Below are 16,464 nucleotides of genomic sequence, written 5' to 3'. Positions count from 1 at the left end.
GTCCGCAGGACTGCTGAACAGGAAAACAGGAAGCCCGCGCAGGCCATTCGGCATGCGCGGGCATTTTCGATGAAAACGGGCCGGGTGCTACTGCTGAGGCTGGGAGCCTGTCTTCACCCAGGCATCCTTGAGGGCTTCCTGGATCATGCGGGCGCGAAGCTGCGCGTAGGCGTCGCGGGAGGCCACGTAGGGCTCCAGGGACGCGCGCTTGATCTCTTCGTAGATGTCCAGCATTTCCGGCAGCCTGTTGATTCTGCCCACAGCGCCTATGCCCACGGTGAGCACGTAGGGGGCGTCGATGTAGGTGGTGGGCTGTGCGGTGGCGTCCACGGCCATGCCTACGGTGTCGCGCAGGGAGGTGGGGCCGACGATGGGCAGCACAAGGTAGAAGCCGTGCCCCATGCCCCAGACTCCCAGGGTCTGCCCGAAGTCCAGGCGCTGGGGCTTCATGTTGGGGTCTGCGGCGGCAAGGTCGTAGAGGCCGCCCAGGCCGAAGGTGGAGTTTATGATGAAGCGGCCAAGTTCGCGGGAGGCCTTGTCCGGGCGCAACTGCAGGATGGCGTTCATGAAGCGCGCCGGAAAGAGCAGGTTGGAGTAGGCGTTCTCGATGCGGTCCCTGGCGTACTTGGGCAGTACGGTGGTGTAGCCCTTGCTGAAGGGCTTTCCGATGCCCATGTAGAAGACGTCGTTGAAGCCGAACCAGAAGCGGTTCCAGGGCTCCAGCGGGTCTGCTATCTGGGGGTATCCTGTGTCCTCGGGGGCCTCGGCAGGTTGTGCGGCCTTTTTGGCGGCGCATCCGTTCAGGGCGCCTAGGGCAAGCAGCAGGACCAGGACGAGAGGCAGGGGGCTGCGGGAAACGGGGCGCATCATGGACATCCTAAATTGTATGGTGGCTCAGAGAGCACGCGAAACACTGATTGACCGCAACCCCAAAGATATACGCCATATCGGACACGGTCAACTGGCCGCGCCCATGGATTCGACTTTTGTTATGAGCTGAGCCGGACTGTCCTTGACCAGAATCTGGTTGAACTGGTTGCGGTAGTTCTGCACAAGGCTCACGCCTTCGATCATCACATCGTAGACCTTCCAGTCGTTCTTCTTGATGAGCCTGTACACGATGGGTACCTCCTTGGAAGAAGTTACGATCTTGGTGCTGACCTCGCAGCGGTCTTCGCCAAGGCTCGATTCTTCCAGGAATATGACCTTCTCGTCGGTGTAGGCTTCAATGCGGCGCAGGTAGGTGCGTTCAAGAAGTGTCTGGAATGCGACGGTGAAGCGCTTGCGCTCATCGGGGCTGAACTGCTCCCAGTGGGAGGCCAGGGTGCGCCGGGCCAACTCCTCGGGATCGAACACGCGTCCCACTGCGGCGTAAAGCTTGTCCTTGCGGCCAGGTTCGCCTGGCTTGGTGGTGCTCAGCACGTTCAACACATTGTCCACGCTGGCCTGCAACGCCTCCTTGGCCTGGCCCGCCAGGGCCGCCTGGGGCGATCCGGCCAGCAGCAACAGGAAAAACAGCACGCTAAGGCAACGCGCCATCACTTCTTCTCCTCTTGGACTCCGCCGAAGACATACTTCCCGATGAGATCCTGCAAGTCGATGGAAGATTCCGTCTCGGTGAGCAAACCGCCCGGCTTCACGGGGTCGCCCGCGCCGCCAGGGGTGATTTTTACGAATTTATCGCCGATAAGGCCGCTGGTCTTGATGGACACGATGGCGTCGTCGGTCAGGACCACATTCTTGGCCAGATTCAGCGAGACGATGGCCTTCTTGTCCGGGGCAAGGGTAATGCCCGACACGCGCCCCACGCGCACTCCGGCGAGTTCCACGTTCGCGCCGTCCTTGAGTCCGGTCACGTCGATGAAACGGGCCTTCACCTCGTATCCGTCCGCGCCAAGCACTTCCATCTTGCCCAGGCGCACGGTCAGGTATGCGGCGCACAGAAGCCCGGCCAGCACGAACAGGCCCACGGCCATTTCAACGGAACGGTTCTGCATTGTGTTCACGAAATACGCCTCGCAATTTCCTAAATCAAGAGCCTACAGCAAAAAGGACGTCAGGGCGTAGTCCGAGGCCAGGATGGCCACGCAGGAGGCCACCACCGCCGAGGTGGTGGACAGGCCCACTCCCTTGGCTCCGAATCCGCCGGGACGCTGATGGGTGGTATAGCCCTGGTAGCAGCAGATGGCCGCCACCAGGAGCGCGAACACCACGGACTTGGTGAAGCCGCCGGACACGTCGGCCATCACCACGCTGTCGTGGATTCTGGACCAGTAGATGCCGGGGCTGACCCCGAGCATCATCACGCCGGAGATGTAGCCGCCCACGAGGGCGATCACGTCGAACATGGCTGTCAGCAGCGGGAAGCATATGAGCGCGGCGGCAAGCCTCGGGCTGACCAGATAGCGAATGGGGTTCACGTCCATGGCGTCCAGGGCGTCAATCTGCTCCGAGATGCGCATGATGCCGAGCTCCGCAGCCATGGATGAACCGGCCCGGCCCGTGATCATGATGGCGGTCAGCACCGGGCCGAGCTCGCGGATCACAGACAGGGCCACTGCCGCGCCCAGAAGGCCTTCGGCGCCGAACTTCACCAGGGTGTAGTAGCCTTGCAGGCCGAGCACCATGCCGGTGAACAGCCCGATGAGGGCGATGACCGACACGGACTTCACCCCGATGAAGTATACCTGCTGCACGGTCTTGGCCCATTGCAGCGGCAGGCTGAAGATGCGCGCAAGGCCCGAGAACGCGAACACGCCGAAAGCCCCCAGGTTGAGGACCATTCGAATGGTCGCGCCGCCGATGCGTGCGACCGGGGCTGTGAGCGTTTCCAAAGCGGCGTTCATGACGTGATCAGATTAACCGATTTCCGCGATTTGTGAAGCGTTGAGGCGGTACAGAAGCGACTTCAGGTAGTCGGTCTCGGGCATGGCCGGATGAATGGGATGGTCCGGACCCTGGCCGCCCCTGCGGATGAGCTGGGGACGCTTGCGTCCGTACAGCGCCGAGGAGGTTGTGCGCTGGAACTGCCCGGCGTCCATGTTCTGGGAGCAGGACGCGGTCAGGATGAAGCCGCCCGGCTGCAACACGCGCGCCGCCAGCTTGTTGATCTTGTGGTAGGCCCCGATGCCGTGCTCCAGGTCCTTCTTGCGCTTGACGAAGGCAGGCGGGTCCAGGCTGACCACGTCGAAGAGCATGCCTTCCTTGGCCAGGGTCTCCAGCACTTCGGCGGCGTCGCCCTTGATGGCGGACACGATGTTGGCCACGCCGTTCAGCTCGGCGTTGTTGGTCACGTGATCCATGGCGGCCTGGGAGGAGTCGACGCAGACCACTTCGGACGCGCCCGAAAGCGCCGCGCCGATGCCGAGCGCACCCACGTAGGAAAACACGTCAAGCACGCGCTTGCCCTGGCACAGGGGCAGGATGCCCAGACGGTTGGGGCGCTGGTCGAAGAACCAGCCGGTTTTCTGTCCGGCGGCCAGGCTGGCGCGGTAGCGACCGGGGCCTTCGGGCACCTCGACCTCGTCGGGGACGCTGCCCTTGACGCACTCGACCTCCAGGGGGAGGCCCTCCAGCTGGCGGGAGCGCACGTCTCCCTTGAGGATCACCGCCTTGGGCGAGACCAGCTCGTCCAGCACGTCCAGCACGTCCTCACGCATGCGCTCCATGCCGGCGGTGAGCAGCTGCACGGAGAGCACGTCGCCGTAGCGGTCCACCACGAGGCCGGGCAGATGGTCGCCCTCGCCGAAGACCATGCGGTAGTAGGGCTTGTCGAAGAACGTCTCGCGCAGGCTCAGGGCCTGGGAGATGCGCTCGCGCAGCCAGTCGCGGTTCAGCACGGCCTTGGGGTTCTTGTCGCACACGCGCGCAAGGATCAGCGAGGCTGGGTTGACGTAGCCAACGCCCAGCGGCTTGTTGCGCGCGGACATGATGAGGACCTGGTCGCCCGCCTTGAAGGTGTTCAGGGGGCTAAGGGTCGTGTCGGCCTCGTTGGAGAACACCCACAGGTGTCCGGCCATGAGGCGGCGTTCCTCGTGCTTTTTAAGATGAAGAATGGGGAGATTCATAAGCGAGTGGTCCTGTAGGTCTTCCGGGCATGGTTTGCAATGTTTTGTCTTGAGCCTGAAACAGGAGGCGGATACGTACCGGGTATGAAAACCGCAGCCTTCATTCTCTTCGCAATTGTCACAGCGGCGGCTGCCGCGCTCTCCACCCTGGTCGGCACGCGCTACCTCACCCTGGAGCGGGAACTGGCCGAGGCCCGTTCCCAGGTCGAGGACATCTCGCGCGAGCGAAAACGCCAGGAAGAGGAAAAGATGGCCTTGCGCCTGGAACGTGAACGCATCCAGTCCGAGCTGGAAGCCCGCTACTCAGAGCAGCGTGGCCAGCTGGAGGAATGCTCCAACCAGCGTCAGCGCGACTTCCAGGAAATTCTGGCGACGCTTGCCACGATCCAGAAACGCATGACGGACATTCAGGTGCAGGCTTCGCCCTCCGCCGCCAGGGAACCGGCGGAGTCCGAGGCCGGTTCGCCGTCAGCGGCGCACCCGAAAGCGACAGACGTGCCCAAGGGAGCGCTCCCCACCCCCGAGCAGGAAGCCCGCAAGCTCGACAAGGCCGGCGACGCAAAAGAGTAGGACGCCGAACGCGGGCTCCGGGTTACTGTCGCAAGACAAAGCTTCCTTATCTTTTTCCGCCGGTCTGGCAAGTGCTAATATGTGAATGGCCCCCAAAGGCCAGTCCACAGTGAAGTGCATGGTTTAAATGCCCGGGATGACGAACACGGCCGCCATCCCCACGCCGAAGCAGGAAGCCGGTGGGCTCCGGCAGGCACCGTTGTTCAACTACCCAGCAGAAGAGGTCTTCATGCCACTCGTTCAGGTCAGCGTCATCGGAGAAAAGACTCCCCAGGAAAAGACCTTAATCATGAACGCAGTCCATGCCGCCCTGGTGGATGCCTTCGGCATTCCCGAACATGACCGCAACATCCGCTTGCGGAGCTACGCATCTGGCGATTGGCTGCTTCCACCTGGAAAAACCGAACGCTACGTGCTGGTGGAAGTGTTCGCATTCGCCGGGCGCAGTCCGGAGGCCAAAGGCACGCTCTTCTCCCAGGTGGTGGCCAACCTGGGGACTCTTGGGATTTCTCCGGGCGATGTTTTCGTCATCGTGGTGGAGCAGCCTCTTCATAACTGGGGCATACGCGGCGGCCAGCGCGCCGATCTCGTCGATCTTGGATACACTGTGAAGGTCTGATTTCCCGGGGTACGTCGCTCTGATTGGAGGCGGCGAACTCCCGAAAAAGTTGCTTGACGGTGTTTAACCGGATGGTTAAACCATGCGGTAAATGAGCATGAAAGAATCAATCGAGCAGGACGCCCAGACTGCCGCAATCCTTGACGCAGCCGCAACCGTCTTCGCAGAACACGGTTTCGCGGGGGCGCGCGTGGACGCCATCGCCAAAGCTGCCGGACTTAACAAGGCCATGCTGTACTATCGCATAGGCGACAAGGCCCGGCTGTACGAACTGGTGGTCATGCGCCAGTTCGCGCGCGTGGCCAGTGTGGTTGAAGCGGGAGCGTCGTCCGCCGGGGATCCTTCCGCCCGGTTGCGCAGCGTGCTTCAGGGCATGGCCGGGCTCTTTTCAGGCGACCCCAGACTACCGAGGATCATGGCCTGGGAGCTGGCCTCGGGCGGCGGCACGCTGCCGGACGCCGTGGTGAACGAGTGGGGCAGGATTCTCGGAACGGTGGCTCCACTGGCCGCGCCTGTCGGCCTGGACCCGGTGCTGGCCTATTTTTCGCTCGCCGGGCCCATGATGCTCACCTGCCTGACCGAACCGATCCGCAAGCGTCTGGCTGCCGGAACGCCCGGTCTTCTTGGGCGCGTGGCCGAGGTCGGCGTGGGAGACATGGCGGCGTATCTGGCGAACCTGTACGCCAGGGCGACCGGACCGACGCCTGGAACATCCGGAACATCCGGGGGGAAATCATGATGCGACGCATGCTGGCTGTTTTGTTCTGCCTCGCGGCGCTGTCCTGCTCCAAGGGGGGGGACGCCTCCTATCAGGGTTATGTGGAAGGCGAGTTCGTGTACGTGGCCTCACAACTGGCCGGACGCCTGGACGAGCTGCCTGTGGCGCGCGGCGTGGCCGTGCGTCCCGGCGACAACCTGTTCACCCTGGAGCACGCCCTGGAGCAGCAGGGCGTGGACAAGGCCAGGGCCAGCCTGAAGCGCGCCCAGGACACCGTGAACGACCTCAAGAAGGGTCTTCGCCCCGACGAGATCGACCAGATTCTGGCGCGCATCTCCCAGGCCGAGGCCGAAATGGCCCTGGCCAGACTTGAGATGGAACGCCGGGCAGCGCTCCTGTCCACCGGAGCAGTGGCCAAGGAGGACTACGACCGCGCCCGCACCAGCTTCCTGAACGCTCAGGGACGCTTGTCCGACTACAAGGCGCAGCTGGCCACGGGCAAGCTGGGATCGCGCATCGACCAGATCCTGGCGGCCCAGGCCCAGGCCGACGCCGCAAAGGCCGAAATGGACCAGGCCAACTGGTATCTGCAACAGAAAATCCAGAGCTCCACGCTGGACGCCCAGGTGTTCGACCTCCTGCACTACAAGGGCGAGTGGGTGCAGGCCGGGAGTCCGGTGGTGAAGCTCCTGCCCCCGGCCAACGTGAAGGTGCGCTTCTTCATCCCGGAGACGGACTTGGGCAAGATCGCTCTGGGCCAGAAGGTCACCGTGCGCTGCGACGGCTGCCCCGCGCCCATGACCGGCACGGTGAGCTTCATCTATCCCCAGGCCGAGTACACCCCGCCCGTCATCTACAGCCAGGGCTTCCGGGCCAAGCTGGTGTTCATGGTGGAGGCCCGCTTCGACCCCGAGATTTCCAAAAGCCTCAAGCCCGGCCAGCCTGTTGACGTGACCCCCGGAGCGCGCACGTGACCCTGCCCGTGCCGCAGGCCAGCCCAAGCCGCCCGGCCATCGACGTTACCGGCATCACCAAATCCTTCGGGGGCAAGGTGGTGGTGAACAACCTGTCGCTTCGCGTGGAGCAGGGCGAGATCTACGGGTTCCTCGGCCCCAACGGCTCCGGCAAGACCACCTTCATCCGCATGCTCTGCGGCCTCCTGAAGCCTGATTCCGGCAGCGGCCAGTGCCTGGGCATGGACGTCATCCGCGACGCCGCCCTCATCAAGACCCGCGTGGGCTACATGGCCCAGAAGTTCAGCCTCTACGGCGACCTGTCCGTGCGCGAGAACCTGGACTTCATGGCCCGGGTATACGGCGTGCCGGACCGCAAGGCAGCTGTGGCGCGCTCCATCGAGCGCATGAGCCTTGGCCGCTACGCCGATCAGTTGGCCCAGACCCTGTCCGGCGGCTGGAAGCAGCGCCTAGCCCTGGCGGCAAGCCTTATCCACGGCCCGGAACTCCTCCTGCTGGACGAGCCAACCGCAGGAGTGGACCCCAAGGCCCGGCGCGACTTCTGGGATGAAGTCCACGAGCTGGCGGGCCAGGGGCTCACCGCGCTCATCTCCACCCACTACATGGACGAGGCCGAGCGCTGCCACCGGCTGGCCTACATCGCCTACGGCGACCTGCTGGCCAAGGGAACCGTTGACGAAGTTGTGGCCGCGCGGGGCCTTACCACCTGGGAGGTCTCCGGACCGGGACTCTACGAGCTGGCCCACGCGCTCAAGGCGCTCCCGGGCGTTGAGCAGGTGGCCCACTTCGGCAACACCCTGCACGTCTCCGGGCCGGACCGGGCGCTCTTGGCCGCGAGCCTCGCTCCCTTCCACCAGGGGCTGCAAAGTTTTCGTGAGGTGGCCACCAGCCTGGAGGAGGTGTTCATCAGCATGATGAACGACTCCCTGAAGGGGGGGAAGGGATGAACATCTTCTCGCCGCGCCGCTTCTGGGCCATGGTGGTCAAGGAATTCGTGCAGATGCGGCGCGACCGCGTCACCTTCGCCATGATGATCGGCATTCCGCTGATGCAGCTGATCCTCTTCGGCTTCGCCATCAACTCCAACCCGCAGAACCTGCCCCTGGCCGTCCTGTCCAACGACGATTCGGAGTTCTCCCGAACGGTGGTCACGGCCCTGCAGAACAGCCTCTACTACCGGGTCACCAACGTCATCAGCCATGAGTCGGAAGCCAGGAAGCTGCTGGAACGCGGCGAGGTGCTCTTCGTCCTGACCATCCCCCAGGACTTCGGACGCCTGCTGGCGCGCGGCGACCGCCCCACTGTGCTGGTGGAGGCCGACGCCTCCGACCCCACGGCCACCGGCTTCGCCCTGGGCTCCCTGGATTACCTCTTCAGCCAGAGCTTGAACCGCGACCTGCTGGGGCCACTCCTGCCGCTACGCGCCCAGCCCGGCCCGGTGGACCTGCGCATCCACCGCCTGTACAATCCGGAGATCCAGACCAAGTACAACATCGTGCCCGGCCTCATGGGCGTGGTGCTGACCATGACAATGGTCATCATCACCGCGCTGGCCATCACCCGCGAGCGCGAGCGCGGCACCATGGAGAACCTGCTGTGCACCCCCGTGCGCCCCTTCGAGGTGATGATCGGGAAGATCGTGCCCTACATTGTGGTGGGCTACATCCAGATGCTGCTCATCATCGTGGCAGCCAAGGTCATCTTCGAGGTGCCCATCCTGGGGAGCCTGCCGCTCCTGCTGGCGGTGTCGATCCTCTTTATCGCAGCCAACCTGGCCGTGGGCATCACCTTTTCCACGGTGGCCCAGAACCAGCTCCAGGCCATGCAGATGGCGTTCTTTTTCTTTTTGCCGTCGATTTTGCTGTCAGGCTTCATGTTTCCGTTCCAGGGCATGCCTCTGTGGGCGCAATGGGTGGGATCGGTGCTGCCGCTGACGCATTATCTGCGGATAGTGCGGGGGATCGTGCTCAAAGGCAACGGCTTCGCGGACATCGCCCCGGAGCTGTGGCCCATGGCGGCCTTCCTGCTGGTGATGATGGTCGTGGCCGTGAAGCGCTACCGCCAGACCGTTGATTGATGGGGAGTAGGGCCGGACAGACGAGGAGCTATCTTACAGGCGAGCGTGCGTTCTGTGTGGGAACGCACGCTCTGTTTTTGTGGGAGAAGCCTCCGGCGGCCAGGGGGATGATCCCCCTGGACCCTCAGTGGGCTTCGCGGGAAGCATCGTTACGGTTCAGAGTCCTGCGAAATGGATGAGCCGGGTTTCAAGTCAGGCAGGCCAGCTGGCCAACCGGCCAGGGGCAGTGGCAGCAGGGCGTTTTGGTGCCGATGCAGTCCTCCTCGAAGGGTGAGCCGAAGGCCGTCACGTCGCTGCACGGGCCGCCGTTGCAGCTGGAGCAGTAAGGGTATTCGTAGGCCAGGGCCATCTCACGGAACTGGCGATAGTGCATGTCCCGCCAGATTGTTTCCAGTGGCTTTTCGGCGATGTTGCCGAAGCTTTTGGCGCGCACCCGCTTGGGCTCGCCGTCCATGACGCAGCGGTAGTTGCGCCACAGGAAATGGCACGGGCTCACCTCGCCCGACCAGCCGACGAAGGCCGCGCCGTCCTCCATGAAGCCGCAGCGGCGCTCATGCAGGGCCACCATGGGCGGCAGGGTCAGCTCCATGTTGAATTCCCGGGCCACGGCGCGGGCGTCGTTCAGGGATTTCGTGACCAGGGCGTCGTCCTGGGCGCTCCACTCGAACAGGCTCTTCACGTTCATCCAGACCCCGTTGGCGTTGGCGTCGCGCTGCATGAGCTTCACCAGTTCCACCAGCCGCTTCTGGCTGTCGGTCTTGCCCACCCGCCAGAGAATCTTGTAGTAATCGGCGAAATCGAGCCCCTCGGACACGGCCACGGCGCGCCATTTGTCGAAATAGAGCCGGGCCTGGTCCGGGTTTGGGTTGAAGAGCGATTCGCCCGCCGCTTCCTCTGCGTAAGCAAACACATGCGAGACGATGACGAAGTCCGCCCCCTGTTCGCCAACCCAGCGCACCAGATCTGCCAGTCCGGAGACGTTGCTCCTCATGAGCACGATCTCGGCTCCCAGCCGGACGGAGTTGCCGGAACCGTCGCCGCCTCTGGCCATGGCCGCCCCCCGGACCGCTGCAAAGGCCCGGCCCACGGTTTCCAGGTGCGCCGCGCCGTGCAGGGTGCCCCCGTCCGCGCCGTCCAGGGAATCCACCGAGATGCACACCGTGTCCAGGCCCGCATCCAGCAGGGCGGTCGCGGTCGCGGGGGTCATCAGGAGTCCGTTGGTCTGCATGGAGATGCCCGCGCCCGAGGGCATGTGGCGTCTGGCGAAGCGCATCATGTCCGCCAGATGCGGATGCAGGAGGGGCTCGCCGACTCCGGCGAACACCACCCGCGAGCACATTCCGAGGCTCGGCTCCAGCCGTTCGAACAGTTCCAGCGGGAGATCCCCTTCGCGCTCCTTGGAGTCCATGACGGTCTTGACGCACATGCGACACCGCATGTTGCAGCGGGTAGTGGGTTCCACATGGATGATTCGGGGATAGGCGTTCTCGGACATGTCCTGCCTCCGGCATTGTTTTGTTTAGCATATGACGCGTCGGGGTCCTGGTGCAAGAGGGATAACGCAAGGGACACGAGCTACGCCGTGACAGGCGCTCCACGGAATGATAGACGTGTTCAAACAGATTTGGGAGTCGTCGTATGGACTTGAGCTTTCTCACGGAGCTTGTGCTTATCCTGGCGATGAGCGTCGGCATCCTGTTTTTCTGCCATAAATTGGGGATCGCCCCCATCGTGGGCTTTCTCGTTGCGGGCGTGGTGTGCGGGCCGGGCGGCTTCGGGCTGGTAAAATCCGTGCATCAGGTCGAGATGATGGCCGAAGTGGGCGTGGTGCTCCTGCTGTTTTCCATCGGCGTGGAGCTCTCCGCATCGGAGCTGATGCGGCTCAAGCGCCCGGTGTTTTTGGGCGGCATGGTGCAGATAGGCCTTACCATAGCGGCCTTCGAGGCCCTGTCCTCCTTGGCGGGCTTCGATACCAAGAAGGGCCTCTTCCTGGGATTTCTGGCCGCGCTGTCCTCCACGGCCATCGTGCTGAAGGAGCTTCAGAACCGGGCGGAGCTGGAAAGCCCCCATGGCCGCACCAGCCTCTCCATCCTCATCTTCCAGGACCTGGCCATCGTGCCTATGATGCTGGTCACGCCGTTTCTGGGAAACGCCACGGGTGATCTCGCCTCCTCGCTCGGGGGGATGCTGCTCAAGGGCCTGGGCGTGGTGGCCATCGTGCTCATACTGGCCAAGTATGTCGCTCCGCGCCTCTTTCTGACCGTGGCGCGCGCCCGCAGCCGCGAGCTGTTCCTTATGGCCACCATCGTGTTCTGCCTGTCCGTGGCGCTCCTCACGGCGAGCGTCGGGCTATCGCTGTCCCTGGGCGCATTCCTGGCCGGGCTGATGCTCTCCGAATCCGAATACGCCCTGAACGCCCTGGAAGGGGTTCTCCCTTTCAAGGACATATTCACCAGCCTGTTCTTCGTGTCCGTGGGCATGCTGGTGGACGTGAGCTACATTGCGAACCACCCCTTCATGGTGCTCGGGGCCGCAGGTGCGGTGATACTCATCAAGACGCTGGGCGCTGGCGGCGCGGTGCTCATGCTTGGCTATCCGCTGCGCACGGCCATTGTGGGCGGACTGGCCCTGGCGCAGGTGGGTGAGTTCTCCTTCGTTCTGGCCAAGGTGGGCATGGACGCGCAGATCTTCAGCCAGGACTCCTACCAGCTCTTCCTGGCCGCAAGCGTCATAACCATGGCAGTGACTCCCTGGCTCATCCAGTTCGCCCCCGCCTTGGCCGCGCGGATATGTGGACAGCCGCAGCCCAAGGACGAGGAGATCGACGGCCACGAGAGCCTGCACGACCATCTGATCATCGTGGGTTTCGGGCCGGGCGGCCAGCAGATCGCCCACGCGGCCAGGCGTGCCGGGATCCCGTATCTGGTGCTGGAAATGAACATCGACACCGTGAAGCGCGAGAAAAAGGCCGGGCAGCCCATCCGCTACGGCGACGCAGCCTATCCGGCGGTGCTGGATCATGCAGGCATCAAAAACGCCCGCGTGCTGGTGGTGGTCGTGTCCGACCCCACGGCCACCCGGCGCATGGTGGCCACGGCCAGGGGGCTCAGCAAGAACCTGCGCATCATCGTGCGCACCCGTTTCGTGGGCGAGGCCCAGGAGCTTTTGGACCTGGGGGCGAGCGAAGTGGTGCCCGAGGAATTCGAGACCTCCATCGAGATATTCACCCGCGTGCTGGTGGAGTACCTGGTGCCCAACCAGAACATCGAGCGCTTCATCCTGGAGGCGCGCGGGGCCAACTACTGCATGCTGCGCACCCCGGACCTCCCGGTGGACGGGCAGAAGCTCCTGACGCCGCAGCTCTCGGGCATGGATCTGGCCGTGTTCACCGTGGAGCAGAATTCCCCCCTGGCGGGCAAGACGCTCATGGAGTCCCAGGTCCGCAAGGAGCACTGCCTCACCGTGGTGGCCGTAAACCGGGACAACCAGACCCACATGAACCCCGATGGCAACTTCAAGCTGGAAGAGGGGGACAAGGTCTACGTGTTCGGCATGCAGGAGGACGTGGTGGAGAAGTCCTGGCTGTTCTCCCACGCCTGATTGTGGGAATCAAAAGACGAGCGGCGGTCCGGCACACAGCCGGACCGCCGCATTTTTCATGCATCGCGTGAAGCTACGCGTCCTCTTCCAGGACCGCCAGCTCCATATCCCCCCAGACGCCGATCTTTCCTTCCACCTGCACGAACACGCCGAGCACTCCCACCGGGGCCAGCTCTTTGGCGCGTTGAAGCACCAGGGGCAGATGGTCCGCGCTTTTGGCCAGGTTGCCGAGCGTCGTGGCCGCCGCATCTGCGATGGAGCCGTTGCGGGATTTGACCGTCACCAGATCCGCCGACCCGAAGGACAGCGAATGCCCGATGGTGGCCGAGGAACCGCACAGTGCCACGGGGAAGTCCCCCGGCGCGAGGCGCAGCGCCAGACGCGCGCCCTGCACCGGTTCGGCCAGCAAGGCCACTATGCGCTCGCGCGTGGAGTGAAGGTAGATGTCTCCGCCGTTTTCCACCAGGATGTCCGGCGAATCGCATGCAAAGCGGTCGGCCACGGCCTGAGCCACGGTCCCTGCCACGGCCGCCATGGGACCGACCTGGCAGGCCAGGGCGGCTTCCAGCATGGCCTGGGCGATGGGCGGCGCGTGCGGGTCCGGCGCAAGCGGAGTCAGCGACGTGGCGAAATGGGGATGCAGCAGGATGTAGTTCTTGAGCTCCCCCCGGATGGCGCTCAGGTACTTGGCGACCTCCTGCGTTCCGGCCTGTTCCAGGCTGCGGCGCGCCGTGATGCGCAGGTCGGATTCCTCCACCACCACGGTGAAGCATGTTTCGTCCGGGGCGCGGCTGACTGGCGGGCGGTAGCCCCGGTGGGTGTCGCGGTGAATCATGAGTCCGCCTGTTTGTTTTGCGCCCGGGCGCGCCTGGTGAAGAATTTATCGATTTCCACAACCGCCACAACTGAGGCCGCCATGGCCAGCATGTCCAGGAACTCGTGGGGGGAGAGGGGGTCCGTGTCCACGATCCATCCCAGCGCGGGCAGGTAGATCACCCCGATCTGGAGCAGCACTGCGGCACACAGCGCGGCGAACAACGCGGGGTTTCCCAGCGGATTCAGGGAGAACGCCGAGAGCGTGAGCGAGCGGCAGTTGAAGGCCTGGAAGAACTGGAAGAAGACCAGCACGCAAAGGGCCAGGGTCCGCGCCTTGTTCAGGGCTGTGGTTTCATCCAGCCCGGCGGCCAGAGCCTGGGAATGCATGTCGTTGAAACTCCACATGGCCGCAAGGGCCATGAGCCCCCCCACCACAAGCACCCGGCGCAGGATGAGAGGGTCCAGCAGCCCCTCGCCCGGGCTGCGGGGAGGCCGGTTCAGGATGTCCGGCTCCCCGCGCTCGAAGGACAGGGAGACGTCCAGCAGCACGGAGGTTACGAAGTTGAACCACAGAATCTGCGCCGGCGTCAGCGGCAGGGGCCAGCCCAGGAGCACCGAGGCCACGATGCAGCAGAGTACGCCGAATCCGCCCGCCAGCAGGTAGAGCGTCACCTTCCGAATGTTCTCGTAGACGACGCGTCCCTCTTCCACGGCTGCGAAGATGGTTGCGAAGTTGTCGTCGGCCAGGATCATGTCCGAGGCGTCGCGTGCCACGTCCGTGCCCGCCTTGCCCATGGCGATGCCGATATGGGCCGCACGCAGGGCAGGGGCGTCGTTGACGCCGTCGCCGGTCATGGCCACGATCTCGCCACGGCGGATCAGTTGCCGGGTTATGCGCAGTTTGTGCTCCGGGGCCACCCGCGCGAAGACCGATACCTCCGGGACCGCCTGGAAGAGCTCGTCGTCGCTCATGGCCTCGATCTCGCGCCCGCTGAGCGCCTTGGGGCTCGCGCCGTCCTGGCCGCTCCCTATTCCGATGTTTTGGGCGATGGCCCGGGCCGTCACCACGTGGTCGCCGGTAATCATCACGGTGCGGATGCCAGCCCGGCGGCAGCCTTCGACAGCCGCGAAGGATTCCTCGCGCGGCGGGTCGATGATGCCCTGGAGCCCGATGGGCCGGGCTCCTGCTGCAGTCTCCGGGGTGATGCGCGCCGGAGGATCGCCGTCCGGGAGTTCCTTTACGGCCATGGCCAGCACGCGAAGGCCCTCCCCGGCGTAGCTTTCGGCCTGTGCGGAAAATTCTTCGGCCCGGCAGTATGGCCCGTCACTGCCCTGGGCGCAGAGTTCCAGGATCCTGTCGTGCCCGCCCTTCACGTACAGGAGGTTCCTGCCGTCCAGGGAGTGCGCAGTGGCCATGAAGCCCTGCTCTGATTCGAAGGGCAGCACGGCCAGGGTTGGGATGGCCGCAGCTTCGGCCTCGGGGACCAGCCCGGCCTTCATGGCCGATACGATGAGCGCTCCCTCGGTCGGGTCGCCTTTTACCTGGTAGTCGCCGCTCTCAAGGGCCACGGCGGATTCGTTGCAGAGAAGGCCCACCCGCAGGATGGTCTTAAGCGCCGGATTGCCGGTCAGGGCCACGCTTTTGCCGTCCAGCAGGATGTCGCCTTGTGGCCTGTATCCCGCTCCGGTCACTTCCAGGTCGTTCTCGCCGTCGAAGATGCGGCGCACGGTCATCTCGTTCCTGGTGATCGTACCGGTCTTGTCGGAGCAGATAACCGTGGCCGACCCCAGGGTCTCAACCGCAGGGAGCTTCCTGATGATGGCCTTGCGCCGGGCCATGCGCTGCACGCCGATGGCCATTGTGATGGTCACCACCACGGGCAACCCCTCGGGAATGATGGCCACGGCCATGGCAATGGCGATCATGAACAGGTCCGTAACCTTGAATCCCAACAACAGTCCGGCCACGAAGAGCACCACGCAGAAAGCCAGAGCGAACAGGCCCAGGCGGTGGGCGAACTGCTCCATGCGCGATTGCAGCGGCGTCTTGGCGGAGGTGATGCCCTGGACCTGGGCTGCTATGCGTCCGAGAAGCGTGGCGTCGCCGGTGGACGTCACCACCCCGCGCCCCCGGCCGGAGATCACGATGGACCCCATGAAGGCCATGTTGCGCTGGTCGCCGGGGGTGAGGTTGGCCTCGTCGATCGCTTCGGTGTCCTTCTGCGTGGCCAGGGATTCCCCCGTCAGCATGGCCTCCTCCACCAGGAGGCCGTTCACGTGGAGAAGGCGCATGTCCGCCGGAATCCTGTCGCCCGAGGCCAGGTTGACAACATCTCCGGGCGTCAGGAGCGACGATTCCTCCACAGTCTCGACGCCGTCGCGCAGGACCTTGGCCAGGGGCACCACCATCCGGCGCAGCGCGCGGATGTTCTTCTCGGCCTTGATCTCCTGGAAGAAGCCGATGCCCGCGTTGATGAGCAGCACCGCCAGGATGACGCCCGCGTCCTTCACCTGCCCGAGCACGGCGGCCACGCCCGAGGCCAGAAGCAGTATGTAGATGAGAGGGTCCTGAAACTGACGGAGCAGCATGGCCAGACGGTTGATCTCGTCTTTGCCGGAAAGCTCGTTCAGGCCATATCGGGCGAGGCGGGAGGCGGCTTCTTCCCCGGTGAGCCCGGTTTCAGCCGATTCAAGCGATAGGAGAGTCTGTTCGGCGGTGCGTCTATACCAGTCGGCGTCTGTTTCCTGGGGGGGCATTGCTGAATCCTTGGCATGCTGAAGCGATGAATCCACCCGCAGCTTATGCCACGCAGGCCACGCCGGGACAAGCTCTTTCAGGCAGGAGGGGGGCGTGTTCGTTGCGGCGCGGGAACATCTTCCCCTGCGCGCCGGGAAACGCTACGTTGAGGCGCTTCCAGGCCGCATGCCCTAATGGATATGGTCGAAACGTCCGATGTGACGGCAACCGGGAAGCCGTGCGCAACACTTTGCGGCGTTTGGGCATTTCATTTAGAGAATGTGGG

At 64.2% G+C, this 16,464-nt stretch carries 15 protein-coding genes; 7 read left to right on the top strand and 8 right to left on the bottom strand.

What is annotated here, in order from left to right; translation table 11 throughout:
* Positions 1-87: 87 nt before the first annotated feature.
* The 5 genes from G453_RS22435 to G453_RS0104960 all read right to left on the bottom strand — a co-directional run bounded on the left by G453_RS22435 (position 88) and on the right by G453_RS0104960 (position 4,067).
* Positions 88-870, bottom strand: coding sequence for an MlaA family lipoprotein (locus G453_RS22435; protein WP_051271727.1), 783 nt, complete (start codon positions 868-870; stop codon positions 88-90).
* An 87-nt stretch (positions 871-957) separates the two neighbouring features.
* Positions 958-1,539, bottom strand: coding sequence for a Tgt2/MlaC family protein (locus G453_RS0104975; protein WP_027190158.1), 582 nt, complete (start codon positions 1,537-1,539; stop codon positions 958-960).
* Positions 1,539-1,997: an outer membrane lipid asymmetry maintenance protein MlaD gene (gene mlaD / locus G453_RS0104970; protein ID WP_027190157.1), complete on the bottom strand. Its 459-nt coding sequence runs from the start codon at positions 1,995-1,997 to the stop codon at positions 1,539-1,541. The genes G453_RS0104975 and mlaD overlap by 1 nt, the downstream gene beginning before the upstream one ends.
* A 42-nt stretch (positions 1,998-2,039) precedes the next feature.
* Entirely contained in the window at positions 2,040-2,846 is an 807-nt protein-coding gene (locus tag G453_RS0104965; RefSeq protein WP_027190156.1) for an MlaE family ABC transporter permease, read from the bottom strand.
* 12 nt (positions 2,847-2,858) lie between these two features.
* Complete coding sequence (locus tag G453_RS0104960; RefSeq protein ID WP_027190155.1) at positions 2,859-4,067, bottom strand: class I SAM-dependent rRNA methyltransferase; 1,209 nt, start codon at positions 4,065-4,067, stop codon at positions 2,859-2,861.
* A gap of 84 nt (positions 4,068-4,151) precedes the next feature.
* Here G453_RS0104960 and G453_RS0104955 point away from each other — a divergent pair, with 84 nt between their 5' ends.
* The 6 genes from G453_RS0104955 (at position 4,152) to G453_RS0104930 (ending at position 9,025) form a co-directional block, all read left to right on the top strand.
* Positions 4,152-4,637 (top strand): hypothetical protein, encoded by a 486-nt coding sequence (locus G453_RS0104955; RefSeq protein ID WP_027190154.1) that lies wholly within the window; start codon positions 4,152-4,154, stop codon positions 4,635-4,637.
* 127 nt (positions 4,638-4,764) lie between these two features.
* Complete coding sequence (locus tag G453_RS0104950; protein ID WP_084502103.1) at positions 4,765-5,256, top strand: tautomerase family protein; 492 nt, start codon at positions 4,765-4,767, stop codon at positions 5,254-5,256.
* A 97-nt stretch (positions 5,257-5,353) separates the two neighbouring features.
* A complete protein-coding gene (locus G453_RS0104945; protein ID WP_043644579.1) occupies positions 5,354-5,995 on the top strand; it encodes a TetR/AcrR family transcriptional regulator in 642 nt (213 codons plus the stop codon).
* Positions 5,992-6,948, top strand: a complete 957-nt coding sequence (locus G453_RS0104940) for an HlyD family secretion protein (protein WP_156920805.1) — start codon at positions 5,992-5,994, stop codon at positions 6,946-6,948. The genes G453_RS0104945 and G453_RS0104940 overlap by 4 nt, the downstream gene beginning before the upstream one ends.
* Positions 6,945-7,895, top strand: a complete 951-nt coding sequence (locus G453_RS0104935; RefSeq protein WP_235731697.1) for an ABC transporter ATP-binding protein — start codon at positions 6,945-6,947, stop codon at positions 7,893-7,895. Before G453_RS0104940 ends, G453_RS0104935 begins: the two co-directional genes overlap by 4 nt.
* Positions 7,892-9,025 carry an ABC transporter permease gene (locus G453_RS0104930; RefSeq protein WP_027190149.1) on the top strand — a complete coding sequence of 378 codons (1,134 nt, stop codon included), beginning with the start codon at positions 7,892-7,894 and terminating at the stop codon, positions 9,023-9,025. The genes G453_RS0104935 and G453_RS0104930 overlap by 4 nt, the downstream gene beginning before the upstream one ends.
* 187 nt (positions 9,026-9,212) lie before the next feature.
* Here G453_RS0104930 and G453_RS22430 read toward each other — a convergent pair whose 3' ends face one another.
* Positions 9,213-10,520: a radical SAM/SPASM family putative metalloenzyme maturase gene (locus tag G453_RS22430; RefSeq protein ID WP_043644401.1), complete on the bottom strand. Its 1,308-nt coding sequence runs from the start codon at positions 10,518-10,520 to the stop codon at positions 9,213-9,215.
* A 143-nt stretch (positions 10,521-10,663) separates the two neighbouring features.
* Between G453_RS22430 and G453_RS22425 the strand changes: the two genes are divergently transcribed.
* Entirely contained in the window at positions 10,664-12,625 is a 1,962-nt protein-coding gene (locus tag G453_RS22425; RefSeq protein ID WP_043644398.1) for a monovalent cation:proton antiporter family protein, read from the top strand.
* Between the two features lie 73 nt (positions 12,626-12,698).
* On the opposite strand, the gene G453_RS0104915 is transcribed toward G453_RS22425, so the two are convergent.
* Together G453_RS0104915 and G453_RS0104910 are read right to left on the bottom strand one after the other, a co-directional pair.
* Positions 12,699-13,460 carry a UPF0280 family protein gene (locus tag G453_RS0104915; RefSeq protein WP_027190148.1) on the bottom strand — a complete coding sequence of 254 codons (762 nt, stop codon included), beginning with the start codon at positions 13,458-13,460 and terminating at the stop codon, positions 12,699-12,701.
* Positions 13,457-16,198, bottom strand: coding sequence for a cation-translocating P-type ATPase (locus G453_RS0104910; protein ID WP_027190147.1), 2,742 nt, complete (start codon positions 16,196-16,198; stop codon positions 13,457-13,459). Before G453_RS0104910 ends, G453_RS0104915 begins: the two co-directional genes overlap by 4 nt.
* Between the last annotated feature and the right edge of the window lie 266 nt (positions 16,199-16,464).

Origin of the sequence: Fundidesulfovibrio putealis DSM 16056 (genome assembly GCF_000429325.1) — a bacterium.
Taxonomy (GTDB): Bacteria; Desulfobacterota; Desulfovibrionia; order Desulfovibrionales; family Desulfovibrionaceae; genus Fundidesulfovibrio; species Fundidesulfovibrio putealis.
Note: the sequence above shows the minus strand (reverse complement) of the source record. Positions and strands in the feature narration are given on the sequence as shown.

What these genes read in the sequence shown, in the direction of transcription:
- G453_RS22430 (WP_043644401.1), bottom strand. Translation starts at nt 10,520, where the DNA reads ATGTCCGAGAACGCCTATCCCCGAATCATCCATGTGGAACCCACTACC.
- G453_RS0104915 (WP_027190148.1), bottom strand. Translation starts at nt 13,460, where the DNA reads ATGATTCACCGCGACACCCACCGGGGCTACCGCCCGCCAGTCAGCCGC.
- G453_RS0104940 (WP_156920805.1), top strand. Translation starts at nt 5,992, where the DNA reads ATGATGCGACGCATGCTGGCTGTTTTGTTCTGCCTCGCGGCGCTGTCC.
- G453_RS22435 (WP_051271727.1), bottom strand. Translation starts at nt 870, where the DNA reads ATGATGCGCCCCGTTTCCCGCAGCCCCCTGCCTCTCGTCCTGGTCCTG.
- mlaD (WP_027190157.1), bottom strand. Translation starts at nt 1,997, where the DNA reads ATGCAGAACCGTTCCGTTGAAATGGCCGTGGGCCTGTTCGTGCTGGCC.
- G453_RS0104955 (WP_027190154.1), top strand. Translation starts at nt 4,152, where the DNA reads ATGAAAACCGCAGCCTTCATTCTCTTCGCAATTGTCACAGCGGCGGCT.
- G453_RS0104945 (WP_043644579.1), top strand. Translation starts at nt 5,354, where the DNA reads ATGAAAGAATCAATCGAGCAGGACGCCCAGACTGCCGCAATCCTTGAC.
- G453_RS0104960 (WP_027190155.1), bottom strand. Translation starts at nt 4,067, where the DNA reads ATGAATCTCCCCATTCTTCATCTTAAAAAGCACGAGGAACGCCGCCTC.
- G453_RS0104910 (WP_027190147.1), bottom strand. Translation starts at nt 16,198, where the DNA reads ATGCCCCCCCAGGAAACAGACGCCGACTGGTATAGACGCACCGCCGAA.
- G453_RS22425 (WP_043644398.1), top strand. Translation starts at nt 10,664, where the DNA reads ATGGACTTGAGCTTTCTCACGGAGCTTGTGCTTATCCTGGCGATGAGC.
- G453_RS0104975 (WP_027190158.1), bottom strand. Translation starts at nt 1,539, where the DNA reads ATGGCGCGTTGCCTTAGCGTGCTGTTTTTCCTGTTGCTGCTGGCCGGA.
- G453_RS0104965 (WP_027190156.1), bottom strand. Translation starts at nt 2,846, where the DNA reads ATGAACGCCGCTTTGGAAACGCTCACAGCCCCGGTCGCACGCATCGGC.
- G453_RS0104950 (WP_084502103.1), top strand. Translation starts at nt 4,765, where the DNA reads ATGCCCGGGATGACGAACACGGCCGCCATCCCCACGCCGAAGCAGGAA.
- G453_RS0104930 (WP_027190149.1), top strand. Translation starts at nt 7,892, where the DNA reads ATGAACATCTTCTCGCCGCGCCGCTTCTGGGCCATGGTGGTCAAGGAA.